The organism is Vibrio mytili (assembly GCF_000830505.1).
In the GTDB taxonomy this organism is placed as follows: Bacteria; Pseudomonadota; Gammaproteobacteria; order Enterobacterales; family Vibrionaceae; genus Vibrio; species Vibrio mytili.
In genome coordinates this window covers 111,946-131,584 of the sequence record NZ_JXOK01000049.1, presented here as the reverse complement: position 1 = coordinate 131,584, position 19,639 = coordinate 111,946, and the positions used below count along the sequence as shown (strand labels likewise).

Annotated in this window: 17 protein-coding genes and 2 pseudogenes; 7 read left to right on the top strand and 12 right to left on the bottom strand. The window is 44.1% G+C overall.

Annotation, left to right across the window (positions count from 1 at the left end; translation table 11 throughout):
• The first annotated feature begins 114 nt into the window (after window positions 1-114).
• Window positions 115-909 carry a lipid-binding SYLF domain-containing protein gene (locus tag SU60_RS12895; protein WP_041155859.1) on the top strand — a complete coding sequence of 265 codons (795 nt, stop codon included), beginning with the start codon at window positions 115-117 and terminating at the stop codon, window positions 907-909.
• A gap of 58 nt (window positions 910-967) precedes the next feature.
• On the opposite strand, the gene SU60_RS12890 is transcribed toward SU60_RS12895, so the two are convergent.
• From SU60_RS12890 to SU60_RS12870, 5 genes are read right to left on the bottom strand one after another with little or no spacing between them, the layout of a single operon-like run.
• Window positions 968-1,786 carry a MurR/RpiR family transcriptional regulator gene (locus SU60_RS12890; RefSeq protein WP_041155858.1) on the bottom strand — a complete coding sequence of 273 codons (819 nt, stop codon included), beginning with the start codon at window positions 1,784-1,786 and terminating at the stop codon, window positions 968-970.
• Window positions 1,787-1,833: 47 nt separating this feature from the next.
• A complete protein-coding gene (locus tag SU60_RS12885) occupies window positions 1,834-2,562 on the bottom strand; it encodes an amino acid ABC transporter ATP-binding protein (RefSeq protein WP_041155857.1) in 729 nt (242 codons plus the stop codon).
• Entirely contained in the window at window positions 2,549-3,199 is a 651-nt protein-coding gene (locus SU60_RS12880; RefSeq protein ID WP_041155856.1) for an amino acid ABC transporter permease, read from the bottom strand. Before SU60_RS12880 ends, SU60_RS12885 begins: the two co-directional genes overlap by 14 nt.
• A gap of 11 nt (window positions 3,200-3,210) precedes the next feature.
• The gene (locus SU60_RS12875; RefSeq protein ID WP_041155855.1) at window positions 3,211-3,879 is read right to left on the bottom strand and encodes an amino acid ABC transporter permease; all 669 of its coding nucleotides are present in this window, start codon (window positions 3,877-3,879) and stop codon (window positions 3,211-3,213) included.
• Between the two features lie 14 nt (window positions 3,880-3,893).
• Window positions 3,894-4,685 carry a transporter substrate-binding domain-containing protein gene (locus tag SU60_RS12870; RefSeq protein ID WP_041155854.1) on the bottom strand — a complete coding sequence of 264 codons (792 nt, stop codon included), beginning with the start codon at window positions 4,683-4,685 and terminating at the stop codon, window positions 3,894-3,896.
• Between the two features lie 488 nt (window positions 4,686-5,173).
• Here SU60_RS12870 and SU60_RS12865 point away from each other — a divergent pair, with 488 nt between their 5' ends.
• Window positions 5,174-6,025, top strand: coding sequence for a hypothetical protein (locus tag SU60_RS12865; protein ID WP_041155853.1), 852 nt, complete (start codon window positions 5,174-5,176; stop codon window positions 6,023-6,025).
• Between the two features lie 13 nt (window positions 6,026-6,038).
• Complete coding sequence (locus tag SU60_RS12860; protein WP_041155852.1) at window positions 6,039-6,797, top strand: CPBP family intramembrane glutamic endopeptidase; 759 nt, start codon at window positions 6,039-6,041, stop codon at window positions 6,795-6,797.
• 77 nt (window positions 6,798-6,874) lie between these two features.
• On the opposite strand, the gene SU60_RS12855 is transcribed toward SU60_RS12860, so the two are convergent.
• The gene (locus SU60_RS12855; protein WP_041155851.1) at window positions 6,875-7,903 is read right to left on the bottom strand and encodes a phospholipase A; all 1,029 of its coding nucleotides are present in this window, start codon (window positions 7,901-7,903) and stop codon (window positions 6,875-6,877) included.
• Window positions 7,904-8,007: 104 nt separating this feature from the next.
• Window positions 8,008-8,898, bottom strand: a complete 891-nt coding sequence (locus SU60_RS12850; protein ID WP_041155973.1) for a DMT family transporter — start codon at window positions 8,896-8,898, stop codon at window positions 8,008-8,010.
• Between the two features lie 152 nt (window positions 8,899-9,050).
• Here SU60_RS12850 and SU60_RS12845 point away from each other — a divergent pair, with 152 nt between their 5' ends.
• Window positions 9,051-9,428: a DUF3302 domain-containing protein gene (locus tag SU60_RS12845; RefSeq protein ID WP_041155850.1), complete on the top strand. Its 378-nt coding sequence runs from the start codon at window positions 9,051-9,053 to the stop codon at window positions 9,426-9,428.
• The gene (locus tag SU60_RS12840) at window positions 9,428-10,558 is read left to right on the top strand and encodes an HlyD family secretion protein (protein WP_041155849.1); all 1,131 of its coding nucleotides are present in this window, start codon (window positions 9,428-9,430) and stop codon (window positions 10,556-10,558) included. Before SU60_RS12845 ends, SU60_RS12840 begins: the two co-directional genes overlap by 1 nt.
• Window positions 10,559-10,694: 136 nt before the next feature.
• On the opposite strand, the gene SU60_RS12835 is transcribed toward SU60_RS12840, so the two are convergent.
• The 3 genes and pseudogenes from SU60_RS12835 to SU60_RS12825 form a co-directional block, all read right to left on the bottom strand.
• Window positions 10,695-11,876 (bottom strand): MFS transporter, encoded by a 1,182-nt coding sequence (locus tag SU60_RS12835; protein ID WP_041155848.1) that lies wholly within the window; start codon window positions 11,874-11,876, stop codon window positions 10,695-10,697.
• Window positions 11,877-11,987: 111 nt separating this feature from the next.
• Window positions 11,988-12,953, bottom strand: coding sequence for a phosphotransferase (locus SU60_RS12830; protein WP_415679278.1), 966 nt, complete (start codon window positions 12,951-12,953; stop codon window positions 11,988-11,990).
• Window positions 12,954-12,955: 2 nt separating this feature from the next.
• Window positions 12,956-13,239, bottom strand: a pseudogene (locus SU60_RS12825) (GNAT family N-acetyltransferase).
• Between the two features lie 117 nt (window positions 13,240-13,356).
• Here SU60_RS12825 and SU60_RS12820 point away from each other — a divergent pair.
• Window positions 13,357-14,103, top strand: a complete 747-nt coding sequence (locus SU60_RS12820) for a flagellar brake protein (protein WP_041155846.1) — start codon at window positions 13,357-13,359, stop codon at window positions 14,101-14,103.
• 107 nt (window positions 14,104-14,210) lie between these two features.
• Here SU60_RS12820 and SU60_RS12815 read toward each other — a convergent pair whose 3' ends face one another.
• Window positions 14,211-16,571, bottom strand: a complete 2,361-nt coding sequence (locus SU60_RS12815) for a Lon protease family protein (RefSeq protein ID WP_041155845.1) — start codon at window positions 16,569-16,571, stop codon at window positions 14,211-14,213.
• 197 nt (window positions 16,572-16,768) lie between these two features.
• Between SU60_RS12815 and SU60_RS12810 the strand changes: the two genes are divergently transcribed.
• Window positions 16,769-17,266 carry a hypothetical protein gene (locus SU60_RS12810; protein ID WP_041155972.1) on the top strand — a complete coding sequence of 166 codons (498 nt, stop codon included), beginning with the start codon at window positions 16,769-16,771 and terminating at the stop codon, window positions 17,264-17,266.
• 304 nt (window positions 17,267-17,570) lie between these two features.
• Here the strand turns inward: SU60_RS12810 and SU60_RS12805 are convergent.
• Window positions 17,571-19,606, bottom strand: a pseudogene (locus SU60_RS12805) (prolyl oligopeptidase family serine peptidase).
• Window positions 19,607-19,639 lie beyond the last annotated feature (33 nt).

Below are 19,639 nucleotides of genomic sequence, written 5' to 3'. Positions count from 1 at the left end.
TGTCAAAACTACGTAAGTACGTGATTTTTTTGTCATAGTGAAAATGTAATCCATGTTTCCGCTGCTATTTTCACCTAGAATAAATATAAATCCATTCCACTAGAGACTGAGTCGATGAAAAAAACAATCGTTGCCTTAACCACGCTGATATTACTCTCCTCTCCTGCTCATGCAGATTGGGACAAGATTTCTGAAAAAATGTCGGAGCTCGGTGAAGCGGTTGCAGAAGGTGCGCAAGAAGCTTGGGACAACACGAAGACGTTCTCCAAACAAGCCTGGCAAGACTTCATGAACTGGTCCGAAGAAGCAATCAACACCGCTGGTGAGTGGACGGATGCCAGCATTGAAAAAAGCAAAGAGTGGATCGATATCGCGGACAAAAAGATAGATCAGTTGATGAAGAGCGATACACCGGAAGAAGCTCGCCAAGCAGTTGACTTGATGGCAGACAGTACCCTTTTCAAACTGTTCAACGAACAACCGGAAGCAAAAGCCATTTACGACAGCGCCTATGGTTACGCCGTGTTTGATTCACGCGCCTTATCTTTGTTATTTCACACAAACTCAGGATCCGGTGTTGCGGTCAACAAAGAGACCAGCCAACGGACCTACATGAACATGTTTGGTATGGGCGTTGCTCTGGGTGCTGGCGGCGAGTTTTATCAGCAAGTGGTTTTGTTTGAAAACAAGGCTGACTTCGATTCTTTTATTAATGACGGTTGGGAAGCATCGAGCAAAGCATCGGCAGTAGCAGGTGAAGAAGCAGAATCGCTAGCCGCACATTTCAATAATGGTGTCGCAGTTTATCAACTCAACTCTAAAGGCTTGCTCATTGATGCAAACGTTTCTGGTTCAAAATACTGGGTCAATGAGGAGTTGACTAACGTATCGGAGTCCAACGTTCAATAAACGATGTCTATCTCCAATCAATTGAGTTGAAGGTATAACCAGCACGCAACGTCAACTACTACTCAACTTCATTCATTTCTGAGTAGCTTAATGAAATGCTGCGGCTAAGTGCCGCAGCGCTTGGACCTAAGTAGCGATAGACATGATTGACCAAATACGCAATCAGACTCATTGGAACCGCGTAACTGTCTAAAGGCACTTGGTTATTCATATGGCAGATCAAAGAATGGGTCACAGATTCTGTGTACTTTTGTCCTGATTGATCCGTAATCAGCAAACAGCGTTTCCCCTTTAAATGCTCAATAATTTTGTCAAACTTCGCAATGCGTCGACGAATGCCGATGATAATGACGAAGTCATCACCAGATAGCGTAACCAGATCTTCCCCAAGGGTTTGACCCGGCAGAGGCAGGAGCTGAACATGATCACGGCACTGCATCAACTGTTGCCTAAAGTGCATCGCCAACGGGTAGCTGTTGCGAAAACCAATAATTTTCACACATTTTGCGCTGGCGATGGAGTCAACCAGCTCACTGATATCTAGACTGGATAACTGCGACCACAACTGCTCGATCGCTTTCATGTCATGCTGAATTTCCGGGTTTTCGATTTTGGAAGTCATTACTGGCACTCCCTTGTCTCGCGCTTGCATCAACTCTTGACGGAGTGCAACATAATCATCATAACCAAGCTGCCGAATAAAGCGGCTAACACTGGCTTTAGATACAGAGCAAGATTCTGCGATCTCCGAAGTCGACAATATCAATATTTTTTCTGGATTAAGCTGCAGATAATCGGCAACCCGTCGACTACTCTCGGTTAAACGTGAATACTGCTGTGTAATACGCTCACTCAGTGAGTGATAAGTATTGGTCATGCTGACTCCATTTTGAATTGTTCTCACCGGAATAAAAACAAGCTAGACTAACGAACCGCAGAGAGAAAGCTCTTTAGTTCAGGCGTTTGAGGCGCAGCAAATACTTCTTCGCTTAAACCAGTTTCCCAAACTTTTCCTTGGTTCATGAACACCACTCGATCACCCACATCACGAGCAAAGTTCATCTCATGTGTAACCAGAATCAGTGTCATGCCTTCAGCTTTGAGTTGTTCGAGTACTTTAAGGACTTCGCCTACCAGTTCCGGATCGAGCGCGGAGGTAATTTCATCACATAGAAGAACTTTTGGGTTCATTGCCAAAGAACGAGCTATGGCAACACGTTGCTGTTGACCACCGGACAAATTGGTCGGAAACGCATCAAATTTATCGGCCAATCCGACTTTTTCCAACAACTCTTTCGCTAACGTTTCGCACTCCTTAGGGGATTTTTTTAACACCAGTTTCGGCGCAAGCATGACGTTTTCTCCGACCGTCATATGCGGAAACAAGTTAAAACTCTGAAACACCATGCCGACACTACGACTTAACAAGCGCAGTTTATAATCGTCATTTTCGACGGATTGACTATCAACAATGATGACACCTTCTTGGTAGTCTTCGAGACCATTCATACAACGTAGTAACGTACTCTTTCCCGACCCACTTCGGCCGATGATCGATACAACTTCACCTGGGTTGATTTTAAGATCAACACCTTTTAGTACATGGTTATCACCATAATATTTATGGACTTGTTCAACACTAACGAGCGACATTATTTCGATTCTCCAAGTATCGGGCTAACGCAGAAAGAGGAAAGCAAATAGCAAAGTAAAGTAGAGCAACCAGCGCGAACACTTTGAACGGCTGGAAGGTGGCGTTATTGAGCATGGTGCCCGCTTTTGTAAGCTCAACAAAACCGATAATGGATGCGAGTGCCGTTCCTTTTACAATCTGAACAGAAAAACCAACGGTAGGGGCAATCGCCAGCTTTGCCGCCTGTGGGGCTATGATGTATCGCATTGTTTGTAGGTAAGTTAAACCCAACGTCCGACATGCTTCCCACTGACCTTTTGGTAAAGACTCGATACAACCACGCCAAATATCGTGGAAAAATGCGCTACTAAACAAAGTCAGTGACAAGACCGCCGCAGTCCATGCGCTCACTTCTATCCCTAACAATGACAAGCCAAAAAACGCTAAGAATAGTTGCATCAGCAACGGTGTGCCTTGAAATATCTCGACATAAAGTTTTATGACCCCAGTAAAAATGGAGTGTCGTGTATTTCTCAGCAGAGTGATAAATAGCCCCAATAACCCACCACCGACAAAGGCAATCAAAGATAACGCTATTGTCCAGCGTGCGGCCATTAACAGGCTTCGGAAAATATCCCAATCAGTAAACTGAACCATAGTTTGCGCTCCTACAATGAAGGGTTTTTAAATGTGATGCGCTTCACCAGTGCAAACATCTGGCGCATAATAATGGCGAGAGCTAAATAAATCGCAGCCGTTACCATGTAAGACTCAAAACTCAAGAAACTCCGGGATTGAACGAAGTTCGCTGCAAAAGTTAGATCTTCTACCGAGATTTGAGACACAACCGCTGAGCCCAACATAACAATAATACATTGACTTACAATTGCTGGATAAACTCGCTGATAAGCGGGTGGAATAACGATGCGAGTAAAAATCTGCATACGCGTTAACCCCAACGTTCTGCCTGCTTCCCATTGCCCTTTAGGCGTTGCCTCAATACCTGCTCGAATGATTTCTGCTGAGTACGCACCAAGATTGATCACCATAGCGATCACGCCAGCCTGCCATGCCGATAATTTGATTCCCAATGCAGGTAATCCAAAGAAAATAAAGAACAACTGCACAATGAAGGGAGTATTTCGAATCACTTCAATGTAACAAGTACATACAAACTTCAACCACTTTGCCTGACTGGTTTTTGCACCGGCACACAGTGTTCCGAGTAACAGCCCACCAAGCGTTGAGATCACGGTCAGTTCGACGGTGGTACCCAAACCTGCCATAAATTGTGGCAGGTAAGGCGTCAAACCGCTAAAGTCCAACTGATAACTCATTCTTCATCCTTAAGTTAAGCGCCGAGGTCGGCAGGGAATGGGGCTTTTAGCCATTTTTGAGAGAATTTCTCTAATACACCGTCGTTTTTCGCCTCTGAGATAAGACGGTTCACTTCTTTCAGTAGCGCGTCTTCACCTTTCATGACACCGACGTAACACGGTGAATTCTTGAGTAAGAACTTAGTCTGTGGTGCTTTGGCTGGGTAACGCGTTGCAATTTCAGTCACCACTAAATTGCCCGTCGCTATCAAACTTACTTGACCTGACAAGAAAGACGACAACGTAGCGTTGTTGTCTTCAAAGCGTTTAATCGTCGTATCACTAGGCGCAATTTTGCTTAACTCCAAGTCCTCTACTGAGCCACGAGTCACACCAACGATTTTACCGCTGAGGTCTTCAGCGTTACTCACCGCTTCTCCGTCGGCACCAAAGACACCTAAATAAAACGGAGCATACGCAGAACTGAAATCAATCACTTTTTCACGCTCGGCATTTTTGCCCATACTCGAAATTACCAAATCCACTTTCCCAGTTTGTAGGTAGGGAATACGGTTTGCACTAGTGACCGGAATCAGTTCCAGCTTAGTGTTCAGTTTTTCAGCCAGGTAGCTGGCCATATCAATATCGTAACCTTGAGGTTTTAGATCGGTCCCAACTGAACCAAAAGGGGGAAAGTCTTGAGGGACAGCAACTTTAAGCACTCCTTTCTGTTGTATCGACTCTAACTGGTCAGCATGAGCTGTATTGGCACCGAACATCAGACAAGCTGACATCACCACACTTGATACCGCTGCGAAAAATTTCATGGTAAATCTCCTTTTAACGATGAAACGTTTGAAACATTTAATCAAACCTTTGCAACGATTGAGCCAACCCGAGCCGTAAATTAAATATTATTTATTTTCAAATAGTTAGTTAAACAGCCGACTAATTTGGTTATTTTTAACCTTGCGTTAATCAAAACTACTGGTGCAGAACCGAACCATGATGGTGCAATCTAGATGCAGGATTGATCGCCTAATCACTGATGCCATTCAAGACAATATTTACAGTGGCTTTTTGTCGACTAAAAGTCGGAGAATACTTGGTTCAACCATTCATCATAAAAATCAACTAATTGATTTAATTACAAATAATGATTATTAAATTTAATTACTGTGAGTATTTCTTATTGAGCACTACTCTGCTTTTATACCAATACCTTGCGAGACTACTCTTGGAATGGTTAGGGACAGCGAGTCAGTGAAAAGGAAAAGAGCATCTCACATTGTATGTTTAACGATGGAGTTCGTCCTTGAAGTTACTACTTATGATTATTGTGTTGAGCGTTAGCGGCTGTGTCTCAATTCAAACCCCTCCCCCTCAAAATGACATCACCAAGATTGAAGTGGCAGAGGATTTTCCTACAAAGTTGCCTGATGGCTCTGCACAATTTAGCCATTCACACTTATTCTTTGTGCATGCAGATCAAACCTCCGAGTTCTTCGCGAGCTTAGTTGTTCCTGTTCCATTCGTGACCGACATGGTGGTCGACTACGTGAAAGACAGCGCTGCGGAAAAATACGAAAAACAAATGCAACCATTGCGCATTTACGACATCGTGGAGGGTGAATTGGCAACACATGATGACTTACAACAAGCCGCTAACGGGGACAACAAATTCGGCTATACGCTCTACCCGATTGTTTTTATCGAAGAGTGCTATGATGACGTTTATCGTTTATCGTTAGCACTACAGTTGGAAAAAGATGACTGGATAGGCCGCTACTACTACCATTTACCGACGACGATCCAAAGTGAACATATCCAAGCCCCCTCTCCAGCAACGCTTGATACAGTGGCAAAAGAGTTGCGTGTCGGCGCTCATGAGCTTCTCGAGATTATCAGCCGAGATATACGTGGGAAATTACCTAAAAAAGGAACTTCTGCAAAAGTTGGCAGCTTGTTTATTGTTGGCAGTAAAATCTCCGGCTTAGTCAGCCCCAATGTTTTGGCATATAGCAATGCACAAATCATCGACGATAAGGGTTCTTCACTTACAATTAGAATTCCGGGCGATCCGACAGGAAAAGCCAAGAGTGGTGGCATGGCATTCGGTGTCCACTATTTTGAAAAGAGCCAGTTACATACGCTTGAGATGAATTAAGAGGCAAACCTTAATGAGTAAGACTGAATCTACTTCTCATCACATTTCGTGGTTAGAAAGAGCTGGAGACGATTTTCCTTTTTACAACGACTCTCCAACCCACATAAATTTAAAGAGCTGGCTGGTTATATTACTGGGCGTAACTATCGGCTTCACGGTACTGACCGTAGAAATGCCACTTCTGACGGGTGAGTTTTCAGGGGTGTTACGTTCAGTATTATTCTTCTCGATCCCACTCCTCGCTTACTATCTGATTGCCAAACCATTTTTTCACGCTATTTTTCGTAAACTATCTTGGCGTAGCGTTGGCGTAATGTTCTTTATTGCACTGCTAAATTTAGTCGTGACCGTATCTATTGGTGCTATTTTTCTTAATACGTTGGGCGCGGAATCAAACGCCGCGCTTGTGGCGTTGAAAGACCAAGACTTACAGCAACGTTTGCTCTTTTTACTGCAAAGCATTCCGCAGCTGTTTGGCGAAGAAGTGTTGACGATACTGCCGTTCCTTGCATTCCTTTATGTGGGCTATAGCAAGCTTGGCTTGTCGAGAAGGATGTCCGTTCTGCTTGCATGGTTCCTGTCTTCGTTGGTGTTCGGGCTTGTTCACCTGCCTTCGTATAACTGGAACTGGGCACAGTGTATTGTTGTGATCGGCAGTGCTCGTTTAATTCTTTCGTTAGCGTACATCAGAACCAAAAATATCTGGGTATCCACTGGCGCGCACATTATTAATGATTGGGTGATATTTTTACTCGTCATGGCAGCGGCTTAGTCAGCCTCCGTCAACTAACAACATCTTTATGAATTAAAAAAACCTCCTTGTTACGGGAGGTTTTTTTGAACGAGTGTCTACAACACACCGCTGATAGCGATACCAAGACCAATACGTTGCTGGTCATGGTTATAGTCGATCAAGCTTTTGCCGTAACCCGTCGAGTATTGTGCATACCCTTGAACTTTGCCCCAAATCGGGAAAAGCACACCTAATTCAGCAAAACCTTTGTGCGTTTCAAAGTTCTGACGACCTAAGAAAGTGAACTCATATCCATTCCATTTGTAAGCACTGGTTAACTCAAAGTGCCCCATATAGTCTTCAATATCTGGGTTATCATCACCATTTGGATCATCAGCAAATGATTTCTCGTCTTCAGGGATACGCCACCAAGGCTGAAACGTTGCTACGAAATTTTCTTTACCAAAGGTGAAGTTGGCGTAAACACGGTTCCAACTACGTGATAAGTCTTGCTTCTGACCATTAGATTCATGTTCTACGCCAAAGCCCAGCCAAGTCGAGCCATCAAATGGTTTCCATTCGGTTGGAGTGTAATAAAAGATCTCAGGCCGATAGTTGGTTTCACGAAACGGGCGAGATGCCGATCCAGTGTACACCTGCCAAAAAGATTTGAGCGTAATACCAAAGAAAAGGCTATCGCCATCAAACAATAAATCGTTGTAGTTCATTGGTACTTTAAAACTGATTTGGAATTCAGCCTCTTCTTTGCGGATTTCGTCCCCGTACTTCGTATCTTCGTAAGCTTTTTTATTGACGCGATCGCTATATGTGATCGGCAGGATATAGTTAATCCGATGGGCCACCAAACTGAAAGGCTCAAACGCGGTTTGTTTTTCCGCTTCCAACCGTTTCTCGGCTAAGTTATCTTGAGGTGCTTCCGCTATCGTGGTTTCAGACTCAACTGCCACAGTATCTGTTATCGCATCCAGTTCACACTGTTCACGAATGTTGGCGATGGTTTCTTCTCCACTGCCCTGTTTAATTGCGTCTAACAAACATAACTCGTACGCGCTGGCGGGTTCTCCCATCGCAAATGGGGCGACCAATAAACTCAGTGCCGATATTCCAGCCACTTTCGAAGCCATCCGATTTCCTTACTCTTATTGATGTAAAACTGCGTGATTGTAATTCGCTTCGTAAAACACTTGCTATCGCAAAGTTAAGACAACGTGAGATAAATGTCGATATATTACATAAAAAACAGTGAAATGCCGATAAGTGCGACTAGCGTCCCCAGTACACTTTTGAAACCAACTGGCTCACCTCGAACAATATAAATAACTAAAATAAATAGCGGACTTGTCGCGATGAGTGTTTGAGCAATGGCAGGATTCGCATGCTTTAACGCAACTTGCTGCAACCAAAGTGCGAGAAAGGTACCTAGAAAAATTGCCAGCAATAACCAGCCCCTTGCTCGCCCTCCCATTTCTCTGAGATGCAGTTTAATATTTGAAAATGGTTTAGGTTCAACGACTTTGACCACAATACTGACCGCGATCACGCCAATGCTAAGACGAATCAATGCACCGAGCAGAGGCGGCAGGTCTCCAGCCACTAGCGCATAATGCGAAATGACAACACCGGTGGCCTGACAAACGCTGGCTAACAAACCAAAACTGACACCAGCCCAGTTGGTAGGACCACCTGAATCAGAAGGTTGAAATACGACGTACGTCACCGCAATGGTAGTGACAATAACACCGAGCCAACTTTGCAACGTCAGTTCTGAACCAAGAAAGACCAGAGCTAATAGACCTGACAATGGCGGAGCCAAAGACTCTAATAATAACGTCTTATTCGGGCCGATGCGTTTAAGGGAAGCAAAATAGGCCGAGTCTCCTATCGCAATGCCAACAATGCCCGAGATAGCCAAAACGATAAGATAATTAGGCTCGATATTGGTGGGAATGTCATTGGGGAGCATTGGCAAAACAACCAACATCATCATTGAAGCGATGATTCCTTTGACAATATTGAGTTGCATGGCAGAGAAACGATGACTGAATTGACTATACACCCAAGTTGCAATAGACCACACGACTGCTGCACCAATGGCTGCTGTTTCACCTAAATACTCCACCATTTTCCCCTATCTCGTCGACCATTGTGTGCCACTTAAACAATAAACCACTTTAATCAGAAAATAACTTGATTCATCTTTTGTTCTCACAAATACTTAAATAGTTAATTTACGTAACTTTTTCCAATTAGCAACCACCACAGGTAAGAAAGATGTTTTTAGACTATTTTGCACTTGGCGTTCTCATTTTCGTTGCTTTAGTTATTTTCTACGGTGTCATCGTTATCCACGACATTCCTTATGAAATAGCTAAAGAGCGCGAGCACCCACACCAGGACGCCATTCACTATGCAGGTTGGGTAAGCTTGTTTACATTTCATGCTCTCTGGCCTTTTCTTTGGATTTGGGCCACATTATGGCGGAAAGAACGCGGTTGGGGCTTTAAACAATTAGAACAAGAAACGCACGATATTCATCATCGCCTTGAAGAGCTTATCGACCAAGTTGACGAGCTAAAAAATGAAGTATCGACGTTAAAACAACAAAGTCAGCAAAAGCTAAATGCTGAAAAGAGTAAAGAGGAAGAATAATGGATTTATTACTCATTCTGACTTATACCGCTATCTGTATTGCCATTTTTAAAATCTTTAAAATTCCTCTTAACAAATGGACAGTTCCAACCGCAGTATTAGGCGGTGTCGTGCTGATTGGCACATTGGTTCTTTTGATGAACTACAACCATCCGTTCACTCAGTTAGGCACTCAAGTCTACCCTACAACTCCAATTGTTTCTGGTGTTCGCGGGCGTGTGATCGAGGTCCCTGTCGAGGCCAACCAACCGCTTAAAACCGGAGATATACTATTCAAAATTGATCCAACGCCTTTTGAAGCGGAAGTAGAACGACTAAAAGCGAAGGTGAAAGAGGCTAGTCAAGGTGCACTATCACTGGAGTCAGATGTACAAGAGGCTCAAGCTGCCGTGATTAAAGCCATTGCAGACCGAGATAAAGCACAACGTGAATTCAATCGTTACCAACGTGGATTTGATCGCGGTGCCTTTACTGAACAAGATTTAGATACTCGACGCCAAGCCTTTAAGTCAGCACAGGCGATGCTTGAAGTCGCTAACAAACGAGAAGAACAAGCACAAATTGCACTTGACTCAGAAATTGGTGGAGAGAACACCCAAGTTCTTCAATTATTGGCAGAGCTACGCAAAGCAGAGTTTAACTTAGAACAGACGGTGGTTCGCGCACCGACTGACGGCTACGTTACTCAACTTGCTCTACGTCCCGGTGTCATGGCCGTCCCTCTGCCACTTGCACCAGCGATGACCTTTGTTCACACAGAAGACATTGTTTATACCGCAGCGTTTCGACAAAACTCGTTGCAGCGTTTAAAGGCCGGTTTCGAGGCAGAGTTCATGTTCCGAGCGATTCCTGGCAAGGTGTTTAAAGGCGAAGTAGTCGAGGTCATTCCTGCGATTGGTGAAAGCCAATTCCAGGCTCGAGGAAACCTGTTAGGGACAGATGCGCTTCGCACCAGTGGACGTGTTTTCGTCAAACTAAAAATAACCGATGATTTAAGCGAGTATCACCTACCTCTGGGTACCGCTGTTGAAGTCGCGGTTTATTCTGACAGTTTCCATCACGTTGCTATCATGCGTAAAGTACTCATTCGTATGAAGAGCTGGCAAAACTACCTATACCTCGATCACTAGTTAACGCTGTTTATCCAACCATAAAACGGTTTATCCAAACATAAAAATAGAAGGAGCGGTTTTCAGCTCCTTCTATTTTTTGTCCCCGAATCCCTTTAGACGACTTCTCTAAGGCGTCATCGGCTTCTCGTATAGGTTAGCTCCATTTCAAAACGCGAGTTTCATTGCCTTCCTCTGGTTTTGCCGGAATATTGAGTGAGAACAGCAAACTTATTGCTGCCATACCGGCACCAATATAGAAAACACTTGAAGGTGACACCAACCAAATGACGCCAAAAGTAACAGGAATCACAACCGCAGCAATATGGTTAATGGTGAAAGCCACTCCTGCCGTGGATGCCATATCAGCAGGATCAGCGATTTTTTGGAAATAGGTTTTGATAGCTAACGCCAATGCAAAAAAGAGATGATCAACCACATAAAGTGCCGCAGCCCATTCTGCAGTTTGCACCAAACCGTAGCCGACAAAGACAAAAATCAACCCCACATATTCAAACATTAACGCTTTACGCTCACCAACCACACCAATGATACGGCCGATACGCTTTGCGAACAGGAAATTAAATAGGTAGTTAATCAAAAATAGCAACGTAATATCGGCGGCTGAATAACCGAACTTCTCAACCATTAAAAATCCGGCAAACACGGTGAAGATCTGACGACGAGCACCACTCATAAAGGTCAATGCGTAGTAAAGCCAATAACGTTTGCGAAGTACCAACTTCTTATTTTGTGGCACGGTCGCTTTAAATTGAGGAAAAGCAAATGCCATTACCAGAATCAGTACAAAACCCAATCCACCAGCACATAGATAAACGGTTTTAAACTCAAACTTGAGTTGCTCCAACATCACCCACAGCGCGCCATAAGTAAACAAAGATGCAAGCGCACCCACCGAAATCAGCTTACCGAGCATTTCTGGCGCTTCATCTTTCGAAAGCCATTGTAACGATAGTGACTGCTTGAGCGTTTCAAAATAGTGAAAGCCCGTAGACATAAGCAATGTAGTAAACAGCAATCCGTACAGCGTGGGGAAATACCCCGTCATCGCAGTCCCCAATGTTAGCATCGCCAACGCGACTAACATAAAACGTTGCTCACGAATAAACAGCAAAACAAACACAGCAGTAAACGCTAAGAACCCTGGCACTTCGCGAACGCTTTGCAACAATCCTATATCTGCACCATCAAAATTGGCTTTTTCAATGACGAAGTTATTGAGTAATGCCATCCATGTAGAAAAGACAATCGGTACGATAATAGAAACCAATAACAGAAAATTATGTGGTGTTCTCCAACCTTGAGATGAGGTATTCATGTTGATTCCTTGAATGATGAAGTCATCATGATAGCTCTATATGCAACAAACTCGCAACGTCCAACGTATTTCAACCACTTGCAGATAGGCTGTCTCATCTATTCACTGATACTACTTTGTCAAACTCTCAATCGCTCTCATCGTTAAGGCTTCAGTGTAGGGGTTAACTTTCCAATGTTCAGGACTCCAACCTTTGATAAAACGTTGAAAGTCAGCCCAAGCGACAGCAAAAAGTGGACGCCAAGCTCTCTCAACGTCTACCGGATTAAGATGAGGTTGATAGATTTGGAGTGCTTGGTTCAGCTCGGAGAAGTACGTATTAAGTACCCAGTCTTCCATTTCAGCGCAAGCTTCGGGAGCGACTGCACTGCTCATAAACAGTGCAACATCCTTCATTGCACAACCATGTCCAACATATTGAAAATCTACGGCGGCAACTGACGTCTCTTCGTCGTCAAAACAGAAATTTGCTAACTTGGCATCACCGTGCACGATAGTGGTGTATTTCGCCTGTTGAAGGGTGTGATCAATTAAAACAGCCGTCTCTTTTAGATTCCTATCTTCTAATGCCTTTAGTTCATCGGGGCGAGTCGCGAGATGCCAGTACGTACCAATCTGCCATAAACACTCGCCACGAACCCCGATATAACGCGCGTGGAAATTCGCCAACCAATACAGACAAGCATGTAAATGGGTTTGGGTCGCGTTTTGGATCATTTTGGTAAAGCCCGCTTGTGCCAAGTCTTCCATCACAATTAACCACTCATGGCCTGTCTGAAAACATTTTAATCCCACTGGTATTCGACAGCGCTCGTCAATAGGCTGGCTAAAATGTTCATACCAACTGACTTCCACTTGATAAGAATGGAGCTTTCGATAGTGTGAGCGATTGGTATTCCAGCCCTTCGGATGTTGAGATGGTTTGGGTAGTTTTACATGTTTCACAATCACCGAACATTTAGAGAAGCGTAACCGAACCAGTTCACCATACCCACCCCAAAGTGACTGAATAACTTGACTGCAAATGAACTTACCTAGATTTAGTTCATCACCAATATTTTGATACAAAGAACGGATCCTCAAGCCTCCGGAGCTAAAAGTTCTGCCCACTGTTTATTGTTCTCAATATAGTGCGCAACGTAAGAACAAACTGGATAAATTTTGTACCCTAACGCCTCAATTTCTGGCAGTACTGCTCCATCATGATCTTGCCACAGCCTTTTCCTCTCATCGGCTCGGGAATATAAGTCGATGTGATATGCATCACACCATTTACCATTTTGTATTCAACTTTTGCCTTATATTCTGGATTAAGTCCAACCCAAAAGCAGTAATTTTTAACGTCATGGGCCACTTTTTGCATAACTTTAATCACCTTTTTTGTTGAGATTTATTGAAACAAACTATATCACTGAATAAAATAAATCGGGCGCTAGGATGCGATGTCATATCAGTCAACTAACAAATAACGACAATAATAATGAGAAATACGATTATCAATACCAGAGATGGTAAACGAGCACTGCACAGCAAGCAGACTCAGGAACGTCAGGCCACCACACTAAATAGCACGGATGCAATGGCAATGGTGGAACACGGCAGTGAAGTCTCATTAAATGTGACCACCCCCGTAGGCACAAAGTTCATCACCACTAGCACCTTTATCGGCTGTCATACCAATCATACCGCATTAATAGAAGTCCCAAATATATCGGACGAAGACTTGAAATTTTATTTTCAGGAAGGATTTTGGATTACCGTTAAAGCATACTCACAAAGAGGTGAAGGTGCAGTTATTCCTTTTCGAGCTCAGCTCCAACACCGATTGAGTGACCCCTACCCAATTTTAATACTCAGCCTACCTTCGACAATGCAGGTCTATCAACTGAGAAAAGAAGTGCGCTATGAGGTCAATTTACAAGCCTATGCGCACATCGGCGACTACCGTGTTGAGTGTGAATTACGTGATGTTTCCCGCAGTGGTTGCCGCTTTGTCACCAACCCTATAAGCCGCCCGCTTCAAGTCGACGATAAAGTGCTATTGGAGTTGATAGTACCAAAAACTAATCTCGTATTTGCGCCTATAAGCGGACGTATTTGTAACCTTCAAAAGTCAACACACTACGCACGGTACGGGGTAGAATTTGATGAGGCGGGCAAGGAAAACGCAAAAAGTTTACTTAGCCACCTCAAGTTCGATGGTACCAAGCTGTCGCTCAAGCTATAACTGATGCTTAAGCCATAAGCCTTTGCAAAAAAGCGATATCAGAAATACCCCGCCAATACCAAATAGTAAGCGGGGTATACGCGCGCCATGGCACGCTTCAATATTGACTACTTCCTCAATGCATTGAGCTTGGCTTGAGCAAGGCCAAAAATACTATGTACGGGATAAGTACCTTCTTCCGTTGGCTCACCCGCCACTTTACCAGTAAATAATTCAATGGCCTCAGTGACATGATCGATCGCCCAAATGTGAAACTCCCCTCTTTCCACTGCTTTCAGAATGTCTGCTCTCAACATTAAATTATGCACGTTAGATCGCGGAATGATGACGCCCTGACCGTCATGGTGCCCTTTGATGGCACAAACGTCGAAGAAACCTTCAATCTTTTCATTCACCCCACCAATTGGCTGTGCTTCACCGAACTGGTTCATAGATCCCGTGATAGCAATATCTTGTCGATTGGGTTGCTTTGAAAATGCAGACACTACCGCACACAGCTCTGCCATACTCGCACTATCGCCATCCACACCACCGTAAGACTGTTCAAACGTAATGGTCGTTGTAAGTGGAACCCGAGCGGTTTTACCAAATACAGCAGATAAGTACGCGGACAAAATCATGACCCCTTTGGAGTGAATACTGCCACCGAGTTCAACGCTGCGCTCAATATCGATAACATCGCCGTCACCGTAGCACGAAGTAGCCGTAATCCGGTTTGGTGCACCAAACATATAATCACTGGTACTCAATACCGAGAGAGCATTCACTTGCCCTATCGCTGATCCTTCGGTACGAATCAGTGTCGTGCCATTAACAAAGGTCTCCATCACGTTATCGCGTAATCGACTCACACGCATTTCTTGGTTCTTCATCGCTTCTTCTACATGACCAGTACGAATCATATTAGAGTTTGCTTGACGCGCGACGTAATTGGATTCTCTCAGCAGATTCGCGATATTGGCCGAATGCAGTGATAACTTGGTTTGATCGCCGGATAGGCGCGAACTGTACTCAATAATCCGCGCAATGGCTTTTCTGTCGCAGTGCAGCATGTTGTTATCATTAACAACACTAGAAATAAATCTTGCATAATGCAGTTCAGACTCAGGAGTTCGCTTCATTTCATCTTCAAAATCTGCCGTGACGCGAAACAGCTCACTGAACTCCGGATCGTAGTGCTGTAACAACTGATAGGTTCGGTAGTCGCCGAATAGGATAATTTTGATATCGAGTGGGATCGGCTCAGGATCTAAAGAGACAGCACCGGTTAAGGTGACTTCTTTCTCAAGCGATGTGAGGCTAAGTTGGCGTGAACGAATAGCACGCTTCAAACCATCCCACACATAAGGCTGTTCCAGTACTTTCTGCGCATCCATCAGTAAAACTCCGCCATTCGCTTTGTGTAAACTGCCTGCACGAATGAGAGAGAAATCGGTAAATACCGTGCCCTTAAACGTCGCCGTTTCAATAGAACCAAACAAGGAGTGATAATTGGGGTTTTCTTCTACAACGATTGGAAAATCGCTGTTACTACGACTGACCAATACATTGACTTTATATCGGCGTGGTAATTTTTTGTCTAATGACGCGGCAGCAATTTCGCCTTGCTCACCCGTTTCGTCGAGAAAAATATCCGCGTTTTCGACAATATCCTTTTGCAACTCAGTAAGATAAGCTTTGATTTCTGGGTAACGAGCGTAATCTTCTTTAAGCTTTTTAATAAAGTGAGTGATCACATCAAGCGTGACTTCATCATTAAGTTTCTTGATTTTGTCACTGTATGCCTCTTCCCATTCCGTTAGCTCTCGAACCATAGAGCGCAAACTGACTTCGAGTTCATCAATGCTGTCACTGAATTGTTCTTGCTCCTTTTTGCTGAGCTCATCAAACGATTCTTCCGTGTGTAGTTCATCACCATTCATCGCGACAAATTGGTAATCGCCTTGAGGGGTAATTGTCAGGCTGATATCTTTTTCCTTCGCCTCCCGACTAATACGTTCAAGTTCATTCTGTTGCTTACTGGCTAACTGATTTTTTAATCGCTCTGCACGACTAAAGTACATCTCATTATCAAAAGCTAAAGGTAAGGCGTTAAGTAATTTCCCCATCAAGGTCTCGATATCAACCCGGAGCTTGTGTCCCACCCCACAAGGGAGTTTGAGAACTTTGGGGGTACGAATATCTTCAAAGTTTGCGACATAACACCAATCAAACAGTGAGTTTGCATCATGTTTGTGACGATTTAGATACCGCAATATCATCGTACGCTTGCCGAGTCCGTTTTGGCCTATAGCGTAGATGTTGTAACCTTTTTCCTTAATGGACATTGCAAATTCGACCGCTTTTTGCGCGCGCTCCTGACCCACAATTTCATCGATAGGCGGTAACTCTTTGGTCGATTTACACGGCATATTGTCTAATGCCGCGACAGAATATAGCTGACTACGTTCCAATTTTAGTATTGCCATATCCATTTTCCTTTTTTTATTGTCGTCCATTGAGTTTAGAGATTATTTGTTTAATTTTAAGTGATTTACCTTACACCCCAGTTTGATTGGACAATTTATAGCCAATGCCAGTGTATAAAAGTAACCATAAAATACACTTGCAATTGATAATCAATTTCATTTAACATCTAAAACAAATCAAAAGAGTGGATATGGACATGGATATTGAGCAGTGTTGGATGCGATATATAAAAGCACAGGAATTGATGCACCAAGGCCACTGGCCAGAAGCCCAGAGGTTGTATGAAGACGTCCTTGAGCACTTACCCAATCACGTTCATCATGCCTTAGAAGATAACCATACCAAGCCATGTCAATTTGTCTGCCTGATTAGCGGACTACGAGATGCAAGCATCGCTCAATCGGAGCTCTTCAACCGGTTAGGTCTAAAACGTGCTGCTTTTTCAACACTGAATCAAACGTACGCTTTACTCCAATTCCTGCAGTTAGAAAACCATGAACTGGTTCGTCGTACCGAACAATATCTCGCCAAGCACAGCGAAGATCTGCTTGCACACATGGCGGCATTTTGCGCGGCTCAACGTCATGCAACGTGGATGATCGAGCTGGATCAGGTTACCCGTGCGCACGAAAAATTTTTATATTTGCAAATGATGAGTGCTGCAGAACAGCACAACACTCAGTTTTACAACTGAATAGAATAGTGATTAGTATTTGATTTGAGAGTGAAAGTCATGAAAATCGAGTCAACCGCGCCTACGTTCATCCAATTTTAACAATCATAAGCTAGAGTTTAATAAGTATTATCGAAAATGGTATAGCTGCCATTCGGTTTGGCCGCCGAGACGGTTGGTTCAAGAGTTAGGCTTAGTCAACCTGACATTTCCTCCATCGTTGAGATGATTGGGCTTGAGTTCCCCCCAACCAGAAAAATGCCGCGACACTGTCGCGGCATTTTTCATTTCGGCAATCCATAACAGATGCTGATGTGAAGCTCAATCAGAGTAACTGAACGCCCATGTTATGGAGCGTGAACGCATACATGTCCGTCGTCAGGTCAATTTGCTTACTCAGCGGCATACCTGCACCATGCCCGGCATTGACATCAATCCGAATTAAGACCGGATTTTCACCACGCTGTTTCTCTTGCAACTCGGAGATAAACTTATACGAATGTGCGGGGACAACGCGATCATCATGATCGGCCGTAGTAATCAACGTCGCTGGATAAGTGACGCCTTCCTTGACGTTATGTAGTGGCGAATAACCAACTAAATACTGGAACATTTCTTCACTTTGCTCAGACGTGCCGTAGTCATACTTCCAGCCTTCACCCGACGTAAACGTGTGATAGCGCAGCATATCTAGAACGCCAACCGCAGGAAGCGCAACCTTAAACAGGTCCGGACGTTGAGTCATACATGCGCCAACTAACAAGCCACCATTGGATCCTCCACGGATGGCTAAACGCTTGGGGCTGGTATAGTTCTGGTCTATCAAGTATTCAGCCGCCGCAATAAAGTCATCGAATACATTCTGCTTTTGTTGCTGAGTACCCGCGTCGTGCCACTCTTTCCCGTACTCACCGCCACCGCGCATATTCGCAACTGCGTAGATACCGCCCAACTCTAGCCAATTTGCAACATTAGTAGAAAACATGGGGGTTAAACTGATGTTAAAACCACCATAACCATAGAGTATGGTTGGCGCTTGACCATCCAACTTTATGCCTTTTTTATAAGCGATGATCATCGGGATTTGTGTCCCATCTTTGGAGGTGTAAAACACCTGTTGAGACAGATATTCACTACGTTCAAAGGGCGCTTTGGACTCCTGATAAAGCTCAGATTTTCCGGTTTCGGTATCAAAAGAGAATATCGTAGGTGGCGTCACGTAATTGGTGAACGTGTAGTAGAGCGTGGTTTCTTCAGTTTTTCCAGACAAGCCATATACCGTACCTTGCCCTGGCAACGCAACTCACGAACCAGCTCACCCTGATAGTTAAATTGTTGTACTTTTGACAGGACATCCACCATGTAAGTCGCAAATAGATAGCCACCACCTTTACTGATTTCTAGCGGCTGTTCCTGCTCCGAAATAACCTCTGCCCATTGTGAGGTTTGAGTATCGTAACTCACAACTTTACCATTTGGAGCGTCGAGGTTGGTGTATAGCAATAATGTACTGCCTTGATTGTCGACAAGGAAAGTATCCCCTTGCGTTGTCTCTCTCAGTGTCACAATGTTTTGAGATGCGTCTTCAAGATCGATACAAAACAGGCGATTACCCGACGTAGATTCCGCTCCGGATATGATCAAATAGCGATCATCGGTGGTGGTTCTGCCGGAAACGTAGCGGTGAATTTGTGAGTCCAACTCACCAAAAATCACTTTATCTTCCGACTGCGGTGTCCCTAGCTGATGGTAATAAAGTTTATGTTGTTCGGTACGTGCCGAAAGTTCACTGCCTTTCGGCTTATCGTAGCTCGCGTAGTAAAAGCCTTGGTTACCTAACCAAGAAATGCCCGTAAACTTTGCATCAACAATTTCGGGTTCGATCTGCGCCTTCGTTTCTGTATCAATGACAAAAATCTTTCGCCAATCACTACCGCCTTCAGAAATAGAATAGGCAACGTATCGATTGTCTTTAGAAAAGCTTACGTCGCCCAGCGAAGTGGTTCCGTCCTCAGAAAACGTGTTGGGATCAAGGAAGACCTGCGCCTTATTGTCTTCACCTTTACGACGGAAAAGTACGCTCTGGTTTTGTAAGCCATCGTTTTTATAAAAGTAGGTATAATCTCCGCGAATAAAAGGCTGAGAATATTTTTCATAGTTCTGGCTTTTGGCCACAAGTTCACGAATTTTACTTCGGTATGGGATCTGACCTAGGTAATCAAATGTGACCGCATTTTGGCTCGAAACCCAATGGGCGGTTTCTTCACTTCGGTCGTCTTCTAACCACCGATAAGGGTCGGCAATATCGTGGCCAAAATAGGTGTCCACAACAGAATCTTTACGTGTTTTTGGGTAATGCATAACGTCCGTGTCACTCCGGTTATTTGTTTTTAA

Coding starts and splice junctions, on each gene's coding strand:
- SU60_RS12895 (WP_041155859.1), top strand. CDS start 115: ATGAAAAAAACAATCGTTGCCTTAACCACGCTGATATTACTCTCCTCT.
- SU60_RS12890 (WP_041155858.1), bottom strand. CDS start 1,786: ATGACCAATACTTATCACTCACTGAGTGAGCGTATTACACAGCAGTAT.
- SU60_RS12885 (WP_041155857.1), bottom strand. CDS start 2,562: ATGTCGCTCGTTAGTGTTGAACAAGTCCATAAATATTATGGTGATAAC.
- SU60_RS12880 (WP_041155856.1), bottom strand. CDS start 3,199: ATGGTTCAGTTTACTGATTGGGATATTTTCCGAAGCCTGTTAATGGCC.
- SU60_RS12875 (WP_041155855.1), bottom strand. CDS start 3,879: ATGAGTTATCAGTTGGACTTTAGCGGTTTGACGCCTTACCTGCCACAA.
- SU60_RS12870 (WP_041155854.1), bottom strand. CDS start 4,685: ATGAAATTTTTCGCAGCGGTATCAAGTGTGGTGATGTCAGCTTGTCTG.
- SU60_RS12860 (WP_041155852.1), top strand. CDS start 6,039: ATGAGTAAGACTGAATCTACTTCTCATCACATTTCGTGGTTAGAAAGA.
- SU60_RS12855 (WP_041155851.1), bottom strand. CDS start 7,903: ATGGCTTCGAAAGTGGCTGGAATATCGGCACTGAGTTTATTGGTCGCC.
- SU60_RS12845 (WP_041155850.1), top strand. CDS start 9,051: ATGTTTTTAGACTATTTTGCACTTGGCGTTCTCATTTTCGTTGCTTTA.
- SU60_RS12840 (WP_041155849.1), top strand. CDS start 9,428: ATGGATTTATTACTCATTCTGACTTATACCGCTATCTGTATTGCCATT.
- SU60_RS12835 (WP_041155848.1), bottom strand. CDS start 11,876: ATGAATACCTCATCTCAAGGTTGGAGAACACCACATAATTTTCTGTTA.
- SU60_RS12820 (WP_041155846.1), top strand. CDS start 13,357: ATGAGAAATACGATTATCAATACCAGAGATGGTAAACGAGCACTGCAC.
- SU60_RS12815 (WP_041155845.1), bottom strand. CDS start 16,571: ATGGCAATACTAAAATTGGAACGTAGTCAGCTATATTCTGTCGCGGCA.
- SU60_RS12810 (WP_041155972.1), top strand. CDS start 16,769: ATGGATATTGAGCAGTGTTGGATGCGATATATAAAAGCACAGGAATTG.